This window comes from Mycobacterium sp. 3519A (assembly GCF_900240945.1).
GTDB lineage: Bacteria > Actinomycetota > Actinomycetes > Mycobacteriales > Mycobacteriaceae > Mycobacterium.
In genome coordinates this window covers 2235714-2252207 of the sequence record NZ_OESG01000014.1, presented here as the reverse complement: position 1 = coordinate 2252207, position 16494 = coordinate 2235714, and the positions used below count along the sequence as shown (strand labels likewise).

Annotated in this window: 24 protein-coding genes and 1 tRNA gene; 19 read left to right on the top strand and 6 right to left on the bottom strand. The window is 65.5% G+C overall.

The features are described from left to right. Positions 1-22 precede the first annotated feature (22 nt). The 13 genes from ctaD (at position 23) to C1A30_RS32090 (ending at position 8567) form a co-directional block, all read left to right on the top strand. Positions 23-1684, top strand: a complete 1662-nt coding sequence (ctaD, locus tag C1A30_RS32150) for a cytochrome c oxidase subunit I (RefSeq protein ID WP_101953043.1) — start codon at positions 23-25, stop codon at positions 1682-1684. Further along, a complete protein-coding gene (locus C1A30_RS32145) occupies positions 1681-2193 on the top strand; it encodes a YetF domain-containing protein (RefSeq protein WP_369974195.1) in 513 nt (170 codons plus the stop codon). Before ctaD ends, C1A30_RS32145 begins: the two co-directional genes overlap by 4 nt. After that, positions 2177-2473, top strand: a complete 297-nt coding sequence (locus tag C1A30_RS32140; RefSeq protein ID WP_101952236.1) for a hypothetical protein — start codon at positions 2177-2179, stop codon at positions 2471-2473. The genes C1A30_RS32145 and C1A30_RS32140 overlap by 17 nt, the downstream gene beginning before the upstream one ends. A gap of 9 nt (positions 2474-2482) precedes the next feature. After that, on the top strand, positions 2483-3082 hold the full coding sequence (locus C1A30_RS32135; protein WP_101952235.1) for a sulfite oxidase-like oxidoreductase: 600 nt from the start codon (positions 2483-2485) through the stop codon (positions 3080-3082). Between the two features lies 1 nt (position 3083). Then, entirely contained in the window at positions 3084-3824 is a 741-nt protein-coding gene (locus C1A30_RS32130) for a ferredoxin reductase (RefSeq protein WP_101952234.1), read from the top strand. Positions 3825-3841: 17 nt separating this feature from the next. Further along, entirely contained in the window at positions 3842-4120 is a 279-nt protein-coding gene (locus C1A30_RS32125) for a DUF6510 family protein (RefSeq protein WP_101953041.1), read from the top strand. A 10-nt stretch (positions 4121-4130) separates the two neighbouring features. Beyond that, positions 4131-5201, top strand: a complete 1071-nt coding sequence (locus C1A30_RS32120) for a sodium:calcium antiporter (RefSeq protein ID WP_101952233.1) — start codon at positions 4131-4133, stop codon at positions 5199-5201. Positions 5202-5282: 81 nt separating this feature from the next. Then, on the top strand, positions 5283-5795 hold the full coding sequence (locus tag C1A30_RS32115) for a YkgB family protein (protein ID WP_101952232.1): 513 nt from the start codon (positions 5283-5285) through the stop codon (positions 5793-5795). A gap of 31 nt (positions 5796-5826) precedes the next feature. Continuing rightward, entirely contained in the window at positions 5827-6747 is a 921-nt protein-coding gene (locus C1A30_RS32110; RefSeq protein ID WP_101952231.1) for an NADP-dependent oxidoreductase, read from the top strand. A 40-nt stretch (positions 6748-6787) separates the two neighbouring features. Continuing rightward, entirely contained in the window at positions 6788-7138 is a 351-nt protein-coding gene (locus C1A30_RS32105; protein WP_101952230.1) for a phage holin family protein, read from the top strand. After that, positions 7138-7434, top strand: coding sequence for a protein UsfY (gene usfY, locus C1A30_RS32100; protein ID WP_200828482.1), 297 nt, complete (start codon positions 7138-7140; stop codon positions 7432-7434). The genes C1A30_RS32105 and usfY overlap by 1 nt, the downstream gene beginning before the upstream one ends. A 4-nt stretch (positions 7435-7438) precedes the next feature. Further along, on the top strand, positions 7439-7918 hold the full coding sequence (locus C1A30_RS32095; RefSeq protein WP_101952229.1) for a hypothetical protein: 480 nt from the start codon (positions 7439-7441) through the stop codon (positions 7916-7918). A 64-nt stretch (positions 7919-7982) separates the two neighbouring features. Continuing rightward, complete coding sequence (locus C1A30_RS32090) at positions 7983-8567, top strand: sigma-70 family RNA polymerase sigma factor (RefSeq protein ID WP_101952228.1); 585 nt, start codon at positions 7983-7985, stop codon at positions 8565-8567. 13 nt (positions 8568-8580) lie between these two features. On the opposite strand, the gene C1A30_RS32085 is transcribed toward C1A30_RS32090, so the two are convergent. Further along, a complete protein-coding gene (locus tag C1A30_RS32085) occupies positions 8581-9027 on the bottom strand; it encodes a hemerythrin domain-containing protein (RefSeq protein WP_200828579.1) in 447 nt (148 codons plus the stop codon). A 167-nt stretch (positions 9028-9194) separates the two neighbouring features. Between C1A30_RS32085 and C1A30_RS32080 the strand changes: the two genes are divergently transcribed. From C1A30_RS32080 to C1A30_RS32065, 4 genes are read left to right on the top strand one after another with little or no spacing between them, the layout of a single operon-like run. Beyond that, complete coding sequence (locus C1A30_RS32080) at positions 9195-9641, top strand: VOC family protein (protein WP_101952226.1); 447 nt, start codon at positions 9195-9197, stop codon at positions 9639-9641. Positions 9642-9701: 60 nt separating this feature from the next. Further along, complete coding sequence (locus C1A30_RS32075; protein WP_101952225.1) at positions 9702-10349, top strand: metalloregulator ArsR/SmtB family transcription factor; 648 nt, start codon at positions 9702-9704, stop codon at positions 10347-10349. Further along, positions 10346-10792, top strand: coding sequence for a hypothetical protein (locus C1A30_RS32070; RefSeq protein WP_101952224.1), 447 nt, complete (start codon positions 10346-10348; stop codon positions 10790-10792). The genes C1A30_RS32075 and C1A30_RS32070 overlap by 4 nt, the downstream gene beginning before the upstream one ends. Positions 10793-10814: 22 nt before the next feature. Then, on the top strand, positions 10815-11231 hold the full coding sequence (locus C1A30_RS32065; protein ID WP_101953039.1) for a group III truncated hemoglobin: 417 nt from the start codon (positions 10815-10817) through the stop codon (positions 11229-11231). Here C1A30_RS32065 and C1A30_RS32060 read toward each other — a convergent pair. Beyond that, positions 11194-12012 carry an ABC transporter permease gene (locus C1A30_RS32060; RefSeq protein ID WP_101952223.1) on the bottom strand — a complete coding sequence of 273 codons (819 nt, stop codon included), beginning with the start codon at positions 12010-12012 and terminating at the stop codon, positions 11194-11196. The genes C1A30_RS32065 and C1A30_RS32060 overlap by 38 nt on opposite strands. A gap of 73 nt (positions 12013-12085) precedes the next feature. On the opposite strand from C1A30_RS32060, the gene C1A30_RS32055 reads away from it, so the two are divergent. After that, positions 12086-12481, top strand: a complete 396-nt coding sequence (locus tag C1A30_RS32055; protein WP_101953038.1) for a nuclear transport factor 2 family protein — start codon at positions 12086-12088, stop codon at positions 12479-12481. A 19-nt stretch (positions 12482-12500) separates the two neighbouring features. Continuing rightward, a complete protein-coding gene (locus tag C1A30_RS32050) occupies positions 12501-13193 on the top strand; it encodes a YafY family protein (protein WP_200828481.1) in 693 nt (230 codons plus the stop codon). Positions 13194-13211: 18 nt separating this feature from the next. Here C1A30_RS32050 and C1A30_RS32045 read toward each other — a convergent pair. From C1A30_RS32045 to glp, 4 genes are all read right to left on the bottom strand, one after another. Next, a tRNA-Ala gene (locus tag C1A30_RS32045) sits at positions 13212-13287 on the bottom strand. Positions 13288-13334: 47 nt separating this feature from the next. Further along, on the bottom strand, positions 13335-14360 hold the full coding sequence (gene glpR / locus C1A30_RS32040) for a gephyrin-like molybdotransferase receptor GlpR (RefSeq protein ID WP_101952222.1): 1026 nt from the start codon (positions 14358-14360) through the stop codon (positions 13335-13337). A 156-nt stretch (positions 14361-14516) separates the two neighbouring features. Next, a complete protein-coding gene (locus tag C1A30_RS32035; RefSeq protein ID WP_101952221.1) occupies positions 14517-15170 on the bottom strand; it encodes a GNAT family N-acetyltransferase in 654 nt (217 codons plus the stop codon). A 20-nt stretch (positions 15171-15190) separates the two neighbouring features. Beyond that, positions 15191-16456 (bottom strand): gephyrin-like molybdotransferase Glp, encoded by a 1266-nt coding sequence (glp, locus tag C1A30_RS32030; protein ID WP_101952220.1) that lies wholly within the window; start codon positions 16454-16456, stop codon positions 15191-15193. Positions 16457-16494 lie beyond the last annotated feature (38 nt).

Genomic DNA, 16494 nt, shown 5'->3' with positions numbered 1-16494 from the left:
TCGCCGGCCGTTCCCCGCGCGGATGGCCCCGAAAGGCGCGCTTGTCTACAAGCTGATCACCACCACCGATCACAAGATGATCGGCATCATGTACTGCGTCGCCTGCTTTGCGTTCTTCTTCGTCGGCGGATTGATGGCGCTGTTGATCCGCACCGAACTGGCCGCGCCGGGCCTACAGTTCCTGTCCAACGAGCAGTACAACCAACTGTTCACCATGCACGGCACGGTGATGCTGCTGTTCTACGCGACCCCGATCGTGTTCGGGTTCGCCAACCTGGTGCTGCCGCTGCAGATCGGCGCCCCCGACGTGGCCTTCCCGCGGCTGAACGCGTTGTCGTTCTGGCTGTTTCTGTTCGGCGCCCTGATCGCACTGGGCGGCTTTCTCAGTCCCGGCGGGCCTGCCGACTTCGGTTGGACCGCATACACCCCGCTGTCGAATGCCATCCACTCCCCCGGCGCGGGTGGGGATCTGTGGATTCTGGGTCTGATCGTCGGTGGTCTTGGCACCATTCTGGGCGCGGTGAACATGATCACCACCGTCACGTGCATGCGCGCCCCGGGCATGACGATGTTCCGGATGCCGATCTTCACCTGGAACATCTTGGTGACCAGCGTCATCGTGCTCGTCGCGTTCCCGTTGCTGACCTCGGCGTTGTTCGGACTGGCTGCCGACCGGCACCTGGGTGCGCATGTCTTTGACCCGGCCAACGGCGGTGTGTTGTTGTGGCAGCACCTGTTCTGGTTCTTCGGCCATCCCGAGGTGTACATCATCGCGCTGCCGTTCTTCGGCATCGTCACCGAGGTCATTCCTGTGTTCTCCCGAAAGCCGATCTTCGGCTACATCACGCTGGTCTATGCCACGCTGTCGATCGCCGCGCTGTCGATCGCGGTGTGGGCACATCACCTGTATGCCACCGGCGCGGTGCTGTTGCCGTTCTTCAGCTTCATGACGTTCTTGATCGCGGTGCCGACCGGCATCAAGTTCTTCAACTGGATCGGCACGATGTGGAAGGGCCAGTTGACGTTCGAGACACCGATGCTGTTCTCGGTCGGCTTCCTGATCACCTTTCTGCTGGGCGGTCTGTCGGGGGTGCTACTGGCCAGCCCACCAATCGACTTCCACGTCACCGACTCCTACTTCGTGGTGGCGCACTTCCACTACGTGCTGTTCGGCACCATCGTGTTCGCCAGCTACGCCGGCGTGTATTTCTGGTTCCCGAAGATGACCGGGCGGTTATTGGACGAGCGGCTGGGCAAACTGCATTTCTGGCTGACCCTGATCGGCTTTCACACCACCTTCTTGCCGCACCACTGGCTGGGCGCCGCAGGCATGCCGCGCCGCTACGCCGACTATCTGCCCACCGACGGGTTCACCACGCTCAACGTCGTGTCGACGATCGGCGCGTTCATTCTCGGCGTGTCGATGCTGCCGTTCGTGTGGAACGTGTTCAAGAGCTGGCGCTACGGCGAGCCGGTCATGGTCGACGACCCCTGGGGTTACGGCAACTCGCTGGAGTGGGCCACCAGCTGCCCGCCGCCGCGGCACAATTTCACCGAGCTGCCCCGGATCCGTTCGGTAAGACCGGCGTTCGAGCTGCACTATCCCCACATGGTGGACCGGCTACACGACGAAGCCCACGTTCGGCGCTCTCACCGCGCGACGCCAGGAGTGACCACGCGATGACGGATCAGATGAACGGGGCCGTGCATGCCCTCATCGGCGATCTCCCGACTGTTGGTGACGTTGCGATCAAAACCGCGGCGCTGTTTCTGACCGCGGCGATCCTGTTCCGCTTCACCGAACGACGCATCCTGGCGGAATTCGCGCCGTTCGACTGGATCGCCGCTGTCGCCGCCGGCGCCATCGTCGGTCGTGCAGCCACTGCCACCGACACCGGGTGGCTGCAGGCGACCACCGCGCTGCTGTGTCTCCTGGCCGCCCACGCACTCCTGACGCGTCTGCGCTTGATTCCCGCCCTCTGCCGGTTCATCGATCCGCCGCTGATGGTCCTGATCGCCGAAGGCGAAGTGAACCAACGCAACCTGCGCCGTTCCGGTCTGACGACCGCGGATCTGAAGGCGCTGCTGCGCGAACACGGGCACGCCAACGCCGACGGTATTCACCTGGCCATCCTCGAAACCAAAGGGGCCATATCCATTCTGGATGGGAGATGTCATGTCGAAAACCCTTGATCGCGTTCGCCTGGTGCGTGTCGTCGCGGGCGCAGCGATTCTTGTCGGCGTGGTGGCGTCGATAGCCAGTTGCGCCGGTAACGGATCCAACGAGCCGTCGACCACCCAGTCGCCGACCCCGACGACAACCACCACCACGCAGACCACGCCCCCTGGCGCGCCAACACCCGCGCCGACGGAAAAGAGCATCAACCCCACCGGAGGAAACCGGTTCACACCGACGGTCCACGCACCAGCGCCGCCAACGGCCATCCCCGGAAACCGCGAAAACACCGGATAAGGAGCACCAATGACTGTTGTCAACAAGGGATTTGGTGGACGCCGCACGCAGTCGGCACGCCAGTTGCCGCCCGGACAGCACTTGACCACGGACTTCCCAGTCCTGCAAGCAGGCCCGACTCCGCGGATCGATCTCGACCAATGGCAGTTCACCATCCGCGACGAACGCGGCGGCGAACACGTATGGGACTGGGCCAAGCTGAAGCACATGCCAAGTGAGCGGCTCACTGTCGACATTCACTGCGTCACCACCTGGTCGAAGCTGGATACCAGGTGGGAGGGCGTTTCGCTGGATACGCTGTTCGAATCGGTCGACACCACTGCCGAATCCGCATTGGTCGGTTCGTACGGCGGTTACACCACCAACATCCCGGTGGCAGATCTGCTCGGCGGAAAAGCGTGGATCGTCTATACCTATCAAGGCGAACCGCTCACCCCGGTGCATGGCGGCCCGGCGCGGTTGCTGGTGCCACATCTGTACTTCTGGAAGTCGGCCAAGTGGGTGCGGTCAATCGAGTTGCGCGAGAGCGACATACTGGGTTTCTGGGAGGGCTTGGGCTATCACAACTACGGAGACCCGTGGCAAGAGCAACGCTACGCCGGGGATTGACGTGGGCAATGGCTCGACACCGAAGTTGCGGTGGCAGATTGCGCGGGTGGTGGACTCGGTGCCCGAAACCGAATCCGCCCGAACGATCGGACTGGTGGTGCCCGGCTGGGGCGGCCACTTGGCCGGCCAGCACATCGATCTCAAGCTGACCGCTGCGGACGGGTACAGCGCACAGCGCAGCTATTCACTGGGCAATCCGGCCGACGGCGACCGCATCGAACTCACCGTGCAGGAGATCGTCGACGGAGAGGTGTCGCCGTATCTCATGACGGTGCGTCCTGGCGAGGAAATCGAGCTCCGCGGGCCCATTGGTGGCTGGTTCGTTTGGCGACCGGTCGACGGGACACGCAACCTGTTGGTCGCTGGCGGATCGGGGATTGTGCCGTTGATGGCGATGCTGCGGCAGCGGATAACGGTGGGCAGCGCGGAGTTTCGGCTTGTCTATTCGGTGCGCAGTCCGGCCGACGTCTTCTATGCCGAAGAGTTGCGCAACCTCGAGCGCAACTGTGATTGGCTGCAGGTCGCCGTGCTCTACACCCGGGCAGCCCCGCCGCAGACGGCGCGACCCCCCGGCCGGATCGACTCCCGCGACCTCGAAGCGCCAGGATGGACGGCCCAGGACGGATTCCGCACCTATGTCTGCGGCCCAACGGGATTCGTCGAATCCGTGACCACGAAACTGATCGATCAGGGCCATTCGCCATCGGTCATCCGCACCGAGAGGTTCGGGCCGAGCGGCTAGGCGAGGAAGAAGGAATGATGACAGAACCGACGCACGTCGATGGTAACGCCGCTGCGGGTGCATTCGCAGGGGTGGTCGGATTCGATGTCACGACCGCGACGGTGAAGTGCGCCGGGTGTGGTCAGGTCGCGCCCTTTGCCGAGAGTCACGTCTATCTGCGCGCCCCTGGCATCGTTGTGCGTTGCGCGCGGTGCGACCACGTCCTGGCCCGGCTGGTGCAGACCGAGGCGGACGTGTGGCTCGACCTGGGCGGCGCCCAGTCCTGGCGTATCCGGTTGCCTGCCCGCGGATGGTGAGCCCGACGCGATGAGCGGTTGGCCGTTGTGGCTGTCGGCGGTGATGTTTGCCGGTGCGGCAACGGCGATCTGGGCCGCGGGCATTCAGTTGTCGGACCAAACCGACGTGCTGACGACGCGGCTGGGCCTTGGCTCGGCGCTTGGCGGCCTGATCCTGTTGGCGATCGCCACCAATCTGCCCGAGATCGCTATCGTCGCCGCCGCCGCGACGGCGGGCAATATCGGTGTCGCAGTGGGCAATATCCTCGGCGGCATCTCCATCCAGACGGTGGTGCTTGTGGCCCTCGACGCGTTCGGAGTGCACGGCTGTAGACCGCTGACATATCGGGCCGCGTCATTGGTGTTGGTGTTGGAGGCCGCGGTGGTCGTCGCCGTGTTGGCCATTGCGGTCGCAGGCACCCAGATGCCCGCGACGCTGATTACAGGGCGGCTCACACCGGCCCCGCTGCTGATCCTGGTGGTGTGGGTGCTGGGCCTCGTTCTGGTGCGACGAGCGGGCCGGTCGTTGCCCTGGCAAGAGTCGGGCCAACCCCCGGACGGTCAACAGCAGCCCCGCGGGCATCGCACCGCGATGACCGAACAGCAGGCCACCGCCGAGGGCACCAGTACAGCCAGGGCCGCGGTGAGCTTCGGCCTCGCCGCCGTCGTCACGTTGATCGCCGGAGTCGTGTTGGAGCGCAGCGGCGACGCCATCGCTGACTACACGGGTTTGTCCGGCGTGCTGTTCGGTGCGACCGTGTTGGCCGCGGCGACCTCGTTGCCGGAACTGTCCACCGGCCTGAGATCGGTACGGCACGGCGACTACCAACTTGCCGTATCGGACGTCCTCGGCGGAAACGCCTTCCTGCCCGTGCTGTTCGTGCCTGCGACGCTGCTGTCGGGGCAGGCGGTGTTGCCGGCAGCCCAGCGCACCGACATCTATCTCACGGCGCTGGGAATGGTGCTGACGCTGATCTACGCGGTCGGCTTACTGTTTCGGCCCCATCGCCGCGTCGCCCGGTTGGGTGTCGACTCGCTGGCCGTCGCCGTCCTGTACGGGCTGGGTGTGGTCGGATTGTTCACCGTCTCGAACATGCGGTGATCGCGGTCGCCTCATCTCACCCGGGGTGAGATGAGGCGACGGGTGAAGACAGATCACCCAGCGTCCGCAGATAGTGATCACATGTCACAGAATCTGGCCACTGCAACCGCGGTCGATGTGCAAACGAGCTCTCGAACCAGAGAAATCGCGGCCCTCGTCGCCCGCTACGGTCTCGTGATCGTCATCGCCTGGTTCGGCGCCATGAAGTTCACTTCCTATGAATCCCAAGGCATCTCGCATTGGGTTGCCAACAGCCCGTTTTTGAGTTGGTTCTACAACTTCATGTCCATCGACGGCTTTGGCCGCTTGAACGGGACGATCGAACTGATCACCGCCGCACTGTTGGCCGTCAAACCATGGTGGCCGAAGGTCTCTGTGGTGGGCGGCGTATTCGCCTCGTTGTTCTTCGTGATGACGCTGAGTTTCATGGTCTCCACCCCTGGCGAAGGCGAGGCGTCTGCAGGCGGCTTTCCCATTCTGTCCGCCGACGGCGAGTTCCTGATGAAGGACATCGCGCTGCTGGGCCTTTCACTCTTTCTACTCGCGGACGCAGTCGACGCGGCCCGCAGACAACGGACGATCTCCACCAAGTGACCACAACAACCCACCGCAGAAGGGACGCGCAATGCAAGCCATCACTGTCTCGGACCGTGACGCCGGTGTCGCCGGCCTGTCGCTGACAGATCTGCCGTACCCGCAGCCGGCGACGAACGACGTCGTCGTGCGGGTGCACGCCGCGGGTTTCATTCCGGGGGAACTCGACTGGCCGGACACGTGGACCGATCGCGCGGGCCGCGACCGCACACCGAGTGTGCCCGGCCACGAGTTGTCCGGCGAGGTGGTCGAGTTGGGCTACGGCACCACGGGTTTGAGTGTTGGTCAGCGGGTGTTCGGGCTGGTTCCGTGGGACCGCAACGGCTCGCTTGCGGAGTACACCGCCGTCGAAGCCCGTAACCTCGCCCCGCTGCCGATCGACATCGACCACACCACCGCCGCCGCACTGCCGATCTCCGGACTGACCGCCTGGCAAGGCCTGTTCGACCACGGCCACCTCACCACGGGGCAAACGGCCCTCATCCACGGCGCAGGCGGCGGCGTCGGCTCTACCGCGGTGCAACTCGCTCGTGAGGTCGGTGCGCGCGTCATCGGCACCGGCAGGACCGCGGACCGGGAGCGAGCGCTATCGCTCGGCGCCCACGCGTTCATCGACCTCGAGAACGAAAAACTGGAAGCTGCAGGGGAAGTCGACGTGGTCTTCGACGTGATCGGCGGAGATGTCCTCGCCCGCTCTATTGCACTGGTGCGGGCAGGCGGAACGCTGGTCAGCATCGCCGAACCGCCCAAGACGCAGCCGCGCGACGGACGCGCGATCTACTTCGTCGTCGAATCCGACAGCGCCCGCCTCACTGACCTCGCCGCGCGAGTGCGGGATGGACGTCTCCACCCGGTCATCGGCGCTGTGGTGCCGCTCGCCGAAGCCGCCACCGCATTCGCTCCCGAAAAGCGCGTCCCGGGCAAGACGATCCTTCGTGTTGCAAAGGACTGACAGGGCGTCGGAACGCGCTAGCCATTTCGTCGTTCATGCAGTGGCGCTCCCAGTGTCATGGGCGATCGGACTGCTGGCGGCGGCGCGGATCGTTCCCGGAATCTCGTTGTCGGTAGGCGGTTTCGCCGTCGCCGTAGTGGTCTTCGCGGCGGCGCAGGCGATTCTGTTGATACCGATGTCGAGGTTGCCGCACTGGTATGTACCGCTGCTCCTCGGGAGCACCGGCTTGGGTGTGACGATCGTGGCTTTGATCCTCGCGTCGACGCTGACGCGAGGACTCACCATCGCCGGCGTGGCATCCTGGCTGGCTTCGACGATTGTGGTGTGGCTCGTGACGACGATCGGGGCGATCACCCTGCCGGAACTGGTCATCCACGGCGGGGGGCGGTGATGGGCGACACGCACGACGATCCGACGGATCACTCACGGACCACCCAACCGCACGCCGGCATCGCGATGAAGGACAACTTCATCTGGCCGGGGTTGATCCTGCTGGTCGTATCGATGTTCGGCGTGATCGGCGCGGCAGCAGCCGCCGCGTACCGCCATTACGAGTGGTTGCCCACCATGATTCTGATCGCCATCCTCGGCACGGTCGCCGGTGTGCTGTGGCTGGTCGTCGAAAATCGCCGGGTCACCCGCATCGAGGCACAGTGGAAGGCCAGGCAGCAAGGCGGTCGAGCCTGACACCATGAAGATCGGTGTCGCCCTGGCCGTCTGTGCCGTGTTGATCGTCATCGCCGGATGTGCAGCGACCGTTCGTCACATGGGAACACGGGCGCCCAACACCTCCCTGGACAGCGTCGAGATCGACGACTCGCCAGTGGCACTTCCGCGGACCGAACTTGTCACATGTGTGCAACTGGGCCCGAACGACTACCTGTTCTCGTGGACAGGATCGAATCAACTCGTGCCACGCCGTCCGTTGGAGGAGACCGAAACCTCGAGTCAAGTCGCTGTCGATTTCGCCGCTGAAACGTACGACGTGCGGTCACTGGATCTGCGGCTGTTCTTCCGCGGCTCCAACCTTCAGCTGCACGAACCCGCTGAACCCTTGCGGCTTGTGCGGTCTGGTCTGGACCGCTACCTGTTGGCGGGCATGGCCGAGGACCAGCCCTCCGAACAGCCGTCCTTGTTCTATGTGCGAATTGAATTGCACTGCGTGACATAGTCACCCGGGTGAATCGGCGATCCGGAGGATTACAACTCACCCGGACTGTAGCCAGGATGTTCGCATGGCAACAGTCGACCGTCCAGCAGATAGTGACTCGCCGCTGACTTCGCGCGAACGGGAGCTCGCTGCGCGGTTCGTCGACGACGCACTCCCTTACCTGGACCAACTCCAAAAATACGCCCGCCGAATGACGCGCAACGCCGTGGACGCCGAAGATCTCGTGCAGGAAACGATGCTGAGGGCGTACGCCGGCTTCAACACGTTCACCGAAGGAACCAACCTTCGGGCGTGGCTGTTTCGCATCATGACGAACAGTTACATCAATTGCGCGCGTCGTGCGCAACGTCGTCCAAGCGAGTACCTCACCGACTACTTCACAGACCAACAGCTTGCCGCCCTGGATCGACATTCGCGGTCAGCCGAAGTCGACGCGATCGCAGCATTGCCCGACGTGGAACTCGCCGAGGCCATGGCGACGCTGCCACAGCAATTTCGGCTGGCCATCTACTATCGCGACGTCGTGGGTCTGCAATGCCGGGAGATCGCCGAGATCATGGCGTGCCGCGAAGGCACCGTCGTGTCGCGGCTGAACCGCGGCCGGCGGCGCTTGCGAATCTTGTTGCAGGCAAGCCACGAAAGGGCATGAGTGTGCGCAGCCCCTATGGGCGGCTGATCATGCGCCGGTCTGGGTGCGCTTCACGCCAGGCAGCGATTGCCTGGTCCCACTCATGGCCGTCAAGCGTCGTCAGCGACGCCGGGAAAAGGCCATCTTCCTCCTTGGCAATGTGCTCATAAAGGTCGAAAACGGCTTTCCGGATCCGGTCCCGGTCTGCCGGATCCGTCAGGTCGACCGTGCCGAGCAGCTCCTCGAGTTCCCGGTGTTCGCGCACGAGCGGCGTGATGTGCTCGACGAACAGTTCGTCTCTGCTCAGCACGGCGAACAGCCCGTTTTCCTCGCCCCGCCAGTGGGATCGCAGCTCGTCGGCCATGGCGGCCAACAGCTCACGGGCCCGCTCGATGTCACCGGCGTCCAACGCGCGTATCGCCGCGCCGCCGTGGTTCATCGCGCGCTCGTGCTCCGCGATGTAATCACGCAACAGCGGCATCTCGCGGCATCCGCAGTACTGACACACGACGAACCTCCCCGCCCGGTAGTCATCCCCCCGGCGAACCTGCATTTTATACAACGTATGATTGTAAAAACCAGTGGGGAGTTCGTCGGAGTACCCGCCCCGGCGACGTCAGCTCGATCAGTCCTGGTGAGGAGCACGCAATGGAAACCAGCAGCGACGACCGATCGCCGCAACCCGAGGTCGGCGCCCACGTCGCCTCCTGCGTAATCCGAGTGACGAACCTCGACCGGGCCGCGAAATTCTACTGCGACGTGTTCTCGTGTCGGGTGAGCATCCGCGAGGACGATATGGCCCTGCTGTTGGCGCCCAATGGTTTTCAGATCTATCTCCACGCGGGGCGGACATTTCGGCGGCGCGGTCTCGGCACCCTCGGCGTCGCTTACCTGATGTGGGCCACTGACAGCCAGTCCGATTTGCAGCTCATCGCCCAGCGGCTGCGTGCATTCGATCCCGCGGTATTCACCCACACCGAGAACGAGGTGACCTTCGTGGAGGGCCGTGATCCCGATGGCAGGCGGATCGTGATCGCCCATCCGAGCCCTCATCGGCTATCTCGCAGAGTGATCGCCGAAGGGTTTCGCGGCTGAGCGGTGTGATCTCTACAATTCGTCTAGTTTTTACAATGAATTTTTGTGTAAACTCGGGTCATGACATACCGGGGCCGACGCCAGGACGTGTTGGCGGCGCTGCGGGCCACGGACGCCGCGTTGAGCATCTCCGACATCGCCGAGCAGCTAGGGATTCATCCCAACACCGCGCGGTTTCACCTCGAGGCGCTGGTGAAGTCCGGAAGGGCGCAGGCCGCTGAGGTCGACCGCACCAAACCCGGCAGGCCCCCGCTGATGTTCCGCGCGGTCGCGGGCATGGATCCAGGCGGTCCGCGTGACTATCGGATGCTGGCCGCCATCCTCGCCGAAGCGCTGGCGGGTCAATCCCAGCCGGCACGCCGGGCGGTCGCCGCCGGACGCGCCTGGGCCAGCCACGTCGCCGCGCCTGGCAGAACGCGCAGCCGCCGCAAGGCAGTCGATAGGCTCACCGATCTGCTGAGCGATCTGGGGTTCGCGCCGGAAAAGCCTTCCGCCACGACGGGTGCGGACGAGATCGGGCTGCGCAACTGCCCGTTTCTGGAGGTGGCAGGTACCCGCCGCGATGTGGTTTGCCCGGTGCATCTCGGGCTGATGCAGGGCGCGCTGGAAAGCTGGGACGCCCCCATCACCGTCGACGCGTTGACCCCGTTCGCCGAACCGGATCTGTGTCTGGCGCATCTCGCCCCGGCCGCAGGAGCCTCATCATGAGCACCGCTCACGCGGTCGCGGTCGCGGTCATGTTCACCTGGTTGGGCATGGTGTTGGCGATCTCGTTCATCGAGGCGCCGCTGAAATTCCGGGCCCCGGGGGTGTCGCTGCAGATCGGACTGGGAATCGGCAGATTGGTGTTCCGCGCACTGAACGCCGTAGAAGCCGTCTTGGCAGTGGTTCTGCTGATCGCAGTCGGCTATCGGCCACCGTCGACGACCGCTGTCATCGCAGTGGGTGTCGTGGTGGTGGCGCTCGCTGCCCAGCTGGTGGTGGTGCGACCGCGTTTGGCGCGCCGCTCGGACCTGGTCCTGTCCGGACCCGCCGCGGCCACGTCCGAAGGCCAGGACCGCCGCTCGCGGGCCCACTACGGCTATGTCGCACTGGAGTCGGTGAAGGTCGTCGGTCTGATCATCGGTGGCATCGCGTTGCTGGCCGCCTGACGAGCTCGAGGAGAAAGCCAACATGGCTGCCCCAGCACCACCTTCACGCGATCTTGCCGACCGCACGGACGTCGAGTCGCTGTTGCGCCGCTTCTACGGCGAAGCGTTTAGCGACGATCTTCTCGCCGAAGCGTTCGCGGACTTGTCCTCGCGCGGCCTCGACGACCACCTGCCCGTCATGTGTGATTTCTGGGAGACCGTGTTGTTCCGGGCTGGACTGTATCGGCGCAATACGCTCCAGGCGCACCGGCCCATCCATGACCGCACACCCTTGGCGGCAGCGCATTTCGCGCGCTGGCTGACCCTGTGGACGACGACCGTCGACCAGATGTATCGCGGCCCGATCGCCGACCACGCCAAGATTCAAGCCGCCCGAATCGCCATGGCGATGCACCGTCGCCTCACCGGCGTCCGAGAGCTCGGTCAAGCAAACGCGTGAGGGCACCGAAGCCCGCGAATGAAGTGGCGGTGTCTCGCGGTTGCCTCGAAATCATGCCGCGCGCAATCAATTCGACGGTCGCAGCGACTCCGCATGTTTGCGACAGCAGCAGTGCAATCAGCACGAGGATTTGAACCGCGGCGGCCTGCGCGGCTGATCCTGTGCTGAGCAGCACGCCGACGAAGGCGCCCGGAAGCGTGACGAGGCCGACGGTTCTCGTCGAATCGAGATTGGGCAGCAGTGCGTTGCCAGCAGTCTGTCCAATGATTTCCATCCGCGAGTCACGCTCGCTCATGCCAAGGCTGAGGGCCGCCTCCACTTCTCCGATCCGCAGTCTCAGCGCATCCAAAGCCAAACGCGCCGAGACGGATACGGCAGTCATGGTGTTGCCCAGCACGATTGCGACGATGGGTACGACCGCGACACCGGTCAGCGGAACGACGCCGGAAAGCAACAACAACGGCAACACCGCGATCATCCCGAGCGCGAGAGAGACCATCAGTAATGGGGAACCCCGGCTGGCCTGGCTGCGCTGGGCGGCGGTCCTGCTGGCGACCACAAACATCACCGCCAAAACGAGGACCGAGGACCACAACCGGGCGAGTGCGGCGGCAAGCACGGTCGCGATGGCAGCCAATTGCACCGCCGCGCGGATGGCTGCCCACGGCACAGTCCACGGCGATCCGAGTGCAGTCAACCAGTAGATCAGCGCGGCAGCGATGACCATGACGACGCATACGACAATCAGCGCGGGACTCAGGACCGGCTGCGAGGAGAGCATGCGTTTCAGTGTCCGCAACGCGGCTGACAAACACCGACATACCGTTGTCGCGGCGGTGTCTGACGCTGGTGTCATGAACGAGAACACGAGCATGGTAGAGACAACTTCGGATGCGACGCTGGCGGTGTGGTTAGAGATGTGGAACGCCGACAGTGCGATTGCGCGTCGGATCTGCAGTGCGGATTTCCGGATTCATTTCCTGGTCTCCGACGCCGATGGGTCGAACCCGTTCGATGACGTGCTGGGCGCCGAGAGTTTCGCTCGGGTCCTGGATCGGTGGCGCGAGGGGCATCCCGGTGTGGTGTTCACCGAGGTCGCCCGGGCCGTGGACGGCACGCACGGGCGGATGTTGTGGAACATGCAGGTCTCCGAGGTTGCCGTGGGCGGGATCGATGTCTTCGACTTCACCGAGGAGGGGCTGATCCGCGAGGTGTGGTCGGTGAACGGGACCCGCACGCACCTGACCTGAGACCGGGCAAACTCGACTCATGAAAAGAGCCGAGCGGTTGTACGCGCTGGTCGACGTGCTCCGAGGATCGCGCAGGCCGTTGTCGGCCGCCCGGCTCTCCGAGGAGTTCGCGGTATCGAAGCGCACGATCGAGCGTGACATCCAGTCGCTGCAGCTGGCTGGCGTCCCGATCTACGCCGACCACGGGGTGTCGGGCGGGTATTCGATCCTGCGGGAACACTCCCTGCCGCCGCTGAATCTCACGGTGCCGGAGTCCCTTGCGGTGCTCGCGGGCCTGGGTTTGGTGGAGACCTCGCCGTATGGCGCGGCGGCGCGGCGGGCACGGGCGAAGGTGCTGGCGATCAGCCGCGAGGATCAGCTTGCGCCGGTCGACGAGGCGTTGGCGTCGATGTTCGTCATCGACGCCCAGCCGCCGTCCAAGGCGGCCGTCTCGCTGATTCCCGAGGCGATCGCCGCGCGCCGGGTGGTGCGGTTGGACTACACCTCCAAGGACGGCCAGACCCACACCACGCGGGATGTGGAGGCGATGGGCCTGCTGCGCGGCGGGGACGCGTGGCTGTTCGTGGGGTGGTGTCGGCTGCGGGAAGGGATCCGCGGATTTCAACTCGACCGAATCCGGCACCTCGAGATCACCGCAGAGGTGTTTGAGGAACGCGATCCCGCGGTGCTCGACACGGACCTGTCGCGGTGGCGCACTCGCCGGCTCGGCTGACCGTCGAGCCGGCATTTTTGGTGGAGCTAAGGGGAATCGAACCCCTGACCTACTCGATGCGAACGAGTCGCGCTACCAACTGCGCCATAGCCCCTGATACCGGTAGCACAGGCTACCAGCCGCGAGGTCAGCACCGAAAATCTATTGCCCTGCCGCCCGCGGAAGGTCGAAGTCGCCGGCGAACGGTGCGTAGTCCAGGTGCTCGAAGATGGGGTCCTCGTCGTCGATCTCGAGCACCACCGAACCCGGCCTGCGCAGCCGCGACGGCACCACGTCGAACTCGCGGTCGTCGGTGTTCTCCACGCCCAGCCGTGAGCGCGCGATCCGCTGGGCACGCCTGCGGCGCAGCCGCTCCTCGATGCGGGTCTGACGGCGCAGATACGCCAGGTAGAGGATCGTGATGGCGCCGAGCGACCCGCAGGCGTACCACGCGACCGGCGTCAACGCGATCGCCGCCGCGGCGGCCACGATGATCGCCAGCGTCAGCGCCGTGAGCATCCGCTTGCGGAACTTGTACTTGCGGGCGTCGATGCTGGCCGCCCTGGCCTCCGCTCGCCGCCTGCGCGCGGCACTGATCGAGTCGGCGATCTGCAGATCGGTCTCCGACGGCGCTTCCAGGCCGGAGGAATCATCGACGTATTCGTACTCGTCCTCGGTGCCGTCGGACTCCGGCTCGTCGTACTCGGCCGCCGGCTCCCCGGCTTCGGGCTCCTCGGCTTCCGGTTCCTCGGCGAATTCGAGCGGCAACTCGTCGGCCTGTTCGGGTTCCTCGACGACCCTGATGGCCTCGGTCGCCGACTCCCCCACCGGCAGCGCACCGGAGTCCTCGTCGACAATGTCCACGTCGAGATAGTCTGGCTCGCTGTCGATTTCGGATTCGACGACCGCCGCGCGCACGACTGCGCGTTCCTTCGACTCCTCGTGCATCTCGTCGTCGAGGTCGTCGTCCTCAGCGGGTTGCCAGTCCGGATCGCTGTTGTGTCCGGCCGCCGGCCTGCCACGCCGCAGCAGCCGCGCCCCGCGGCTGGTGTTGAGCACCCGCGTCGCCAACGCCACGTCGCTGGTGCGACGAACGGCGTCGCGCTTGCTGATCAACATCGGAACCAGCACGAAGAGCCAGAGCACGACAAGAGAGATCCAAAGAAGGGATTGGGGGATGCTTGGCATGTCGCCTGCTCCTTTCCCCTACAGGCTAGGTCCGTGACCAGCGCATCCAGGGACGGCGCGCCGAGTCAATTACACACCTGTAATTCACAGCTGACAAGCACCACCAGCAACAAATGTCACATTAGTAACAGCGTTGGCCGCTTCGCTGCCGCCCGATCACGCCCAGGTTGCGTGACCCTCGCGCACCAACGCCGACGCCGCCGACCCGTTGAGTTCCTCGACGGTGACGGCCACCAGCAGGTGGTCGCGCCACGCCCCGTCGACTTCGAGGTAGCGCCGCAGCAGCCCCTCCTCGCGGAAGCCCACCTTTGCCAGCACCGCCCGGCTCGCCGCGTTCTCGGGGCGCACCGTCGCCTCGACGCGGTGCAACATGACCGGACCGAAGCAATGGTCCAGACCCAACGCCAGCGCGGCCGTCGCGACCCCGCGTCCGGTCACCGAACTGGCCACCCAGTATCCGATCCACGCCGAGCGCAGCGCGCCGTGCGTCACGTTGCCGATTGTCAGCTGACCGGCGAACTCACCGTCCACCTCGATGACATACGGCAGCATCCGGCCCTTGCGGGCTTCCGAGCGCAACCCGGAGCACACCGACGGCCACGACGAAACCGCATGCCGCACATCCCAATTCACGTCAGTGACCGGCTCCCACGGCTCCAGATGCGCGCGGTCGGCCAGCCTGATCCGGCTCCAGTTCGCCGCGTCGCGCAGCCGCACCGGCCGCAGTCGCACCAGCCCGCCCGGCACCCGCAGCGGGCCGACGGGCATCGGCCACCCCGGATGTAGTGAGCTCGAACGCCAAAGGTTCATGACGGACCGCCGGTGTCGATTCAGCCGCGCTGAGCCAGAAAAGCGACGTCGACGATCTCGCCGGTGCGGATCTGCTCGGCCTCGCTGGGAACCACCACCAGACAGTTTGCTTCGGCCAGCGTCGCCAGCAGATGCGACGCCCCCGGCGCGCCGCCGAGGGCCTGCACCAGGTACTCGCCGGTGTCCTGGTCGCGCATCAACTGGCCGCGCAGATATCCCTTGCGGCCCGCCACCGAACTGATCGGCGACAGCGTGCGGGCCTGCACCACCCGCCGCATCGGCTGACGCTTGCCCAGCGACAGCCGGATCAACGGCCGCACCATGATCTCGAACACCACCAGCGCGCTGACCGGGTTGGCGGGCAACAGGAACACGGGCACGCCGTCCGACCCGAGTTGGCCGAACCCCTGCACCGAACCGGGATGCATGGCGATGCGGGTGACTTCCATCTCGCCGAGTTGCGCCAGCACCGAGCGCACGCCTTCTGCGGCGGCGCCGCCCACCGCACCCGCGATCACCACGACCTCGGCCCGATTGACTTGGGTCTCAACGACTTCCCGTAATTCCTTGGGGTCGGTGTCGACGATGCCGACGCGGGTCACCTCGGCACCCGCGTCGCGGCCCGCCGCGGCCAACGCATAGGAGTTCACGTCGTAGACCTGCCCGTTGCCAGGTGTCCGCGAGATGTCGACCAGTTCACCGCCGACGCACATCACCGACAGCCTCGGCCGCGGATGCACCAGCACTCGTTCACGGCCGACCGCCGCCAGCAGGCCCACCTGGGCAGGCCCGATGATCGTGCCCGCCCGCACCGCGACGTCGCCGGGCTGCACGTCATCGCCTGTGCGTCGGACATAGGCGCCCGAGCGCACGCCGCGCAGCACGGTAACCCGTGATTCGCCGCCGTCGGTCCAGCGCAGCGGCAACACCGCGTCGGCAAGGGTCGGCATCGGCGCGCCGGTCTGCACCCTTGCGGCCTGCCGCGGCTGCAGCCTGCTCGGTGTCCGCGCACCCGCTTCGATCGAGCCCATCACCGGCAGGCTGACCTCGCGGTCGCTGTCCTCGCCGTCCTCGTCGCCGTCGGAGCCGCCACCCACGCCGAGGACGTCCACACTGCGCACCGCGTACCCGTCGATGGCCGCCTGGTCGAAGCCCGGCAGCGGGCGCTCGGTCACCACTTCCTCGGCGCACATCAGGCCTTGGGCCTCGGCGATGGCCACCCGAACCGGGCGTGGCGCCACCGCGGCGGCCGCTACCCGGGCCTGCTGCTCCTCCACCGAACGCAACTGCGCGCCTTTCTGCCGTTCAGGGGCCCGTCGTGGCG

What these genes read in the sequence shown, in the direction of transcription:
- ctaD (WP_101953043.1), top strand. Translation starts at nt 23, where the DNA reads ATGGCCCCGAAAGGCGCGCTTGTCTACAAGCTGATCACCACCACCGAT.
- C1A30_RS32145 (WP_369974195.1), top strand. Translation starts at nt 1,681, where the DNA reads ATGACGGATCAGATGAACGGGGCCGTGCATGCCCTCATCGGCGATCTC.
- C1A30_RS32140 (WP_101952236.1), top strand. Translation starts at nt 2,177, where the DNA reads ATGTCGAAAACCCTTGATCGCGTTCGCCTGGTGCGTGTCGTCGCGGGC.
- C1A30_RS32135 (WP_101952235.1), top strand. Translation starts at nt 2,483, where the DNA reads ATGACTGTTGTCAACAAGGGATTTGGTGGACGCCGCACGCAGTCGGCA.
- C1A30_RS32125 (WP_101953041.1), top strand. Translation starts at nt 3,842, where the DNA reads ATGACAGAACCGACGCACGTCGATGGTAACGCCGCTGCGGGTGCATTC.
- C1A30_RS32120 (WP_101952233.1), top strand. Translation starts at nt 4,131, where the DNA reads ATGAGCGGTTGGCCGTTGTGGCTGTCGGCGGTGATGTTTGCCGGTGCG.
- C1A30_RS32115 (WP_101952232.1), top strand. Translation starts at nt 5,283, where the DNA reads ATGTCACAGAATCTGGCCACTGCAACCGCGGTCGATGTGCAAACGAGC.
- C1A30_RS32110 (WP_101952231.1), top strand. Translation starts at nt 5,827, where the DNA reads ATGCAAGCCATCACTGTCTCGGACCGTGACGCCGGTGTCGCCGGCCTG.
- usfY (WP_200828482.1), top strand. Translation starts at nt 7,138, where the DNA reads ATGGGCGACACGCACGACGATCCGACGGATCACTCACGGACCACCCAA.
- C1A30_RS32095 (WP_101952229.1), top strand. Translation starts at nt 7,439, where the DNA reads ATGAAGATCGGTGTCGCCCTGGCCGTCTGTGCCGTGTTGATCGTCATC.
- C1A30_RS32090 (WP_101952228.1), top strand. Translation starts at nt 7,983, where the DNA reads ATGGCAACAGTCGACCGTCCAGCAGATAGTGACTCGCCGCTGACTTCG.
- C1A30_RS32085 (WP_200828579.1), bottom strand. Translation starts at nt 9,027, where the DNA reads ATGCCGCTGTTGCGTGATTACATCGCGGAGCACGAGCGCGCGATGAAC.
- C1A30_RS32080 (WP_101952226.1), top strand. Translation starts at nt 9,195, where the DNA reads ATGGAAACCAGCAGCGACGACCGATCGCCGCAACCCGAGGTCGGCGCC.
- C1A30_RS32075 (WP_101952225.1), top strand. Translation starts at nt 9,702, where the DNA reads ATGACATACCGGGGCCGACGCCAGGACGTGTTGGCGGCGCTGCGGGCC.
- C1A30_RS32070 (WP_101952224.1), top strand. Translation starts at nt 10,346, where the DNA reads ATGAGCACCGCTCACGCGGTCGCGGTCGCGGTCATGTTCACCTGGTTG.
- C1A30_RS32065 (WP_101953039.1), top strand. Translation starts at nt 10,815, where the DNA reads ATGGCTGCCCCAGCACCACCTTCACGCGATCTTGCCGACCGCACGGAC.
- C1A30_RS32060 (WP_101952223.1), bottom strand. Translation starts at nt 12,012, where the DNA reads ATGCTCTCCTCGCAGCCGGTCCTGAGTCCCGCGCTGATTGTCGTATGC.
- C1A30_RS32055 (WP_101953038.1), top strand. Translation starts at nt 12,086, where the DNA reads ATGAACGAGAACACGAGCATGGTAGAGACAACTTCGGATGCGACGCTG.
- C1A30_RS32050 (WP_200828481.1), top strand. Translation starts at nt 12,501, where the DNA reads ATGAAAAGAGCCGAGCGGTTGTACGCGCTGGTCGACGTGCTCCGAGGA.
- glpR (WP_101952222.1), bottom strand. Translation starts at nt 14,360, where the DNA reads ATGCCAAGCATCCCCCAATCCCTTCTTTGGATCTCTCTTGTCGTGCTC.
- C1A30_RS32035 (WP_101952221.1), bottom strand. Translation starts at nt 15,170, where the DNA reads ATGAACCTTTGGCGTTCGAGCTCACTACATCCGGGGTGGCCGATGCCC.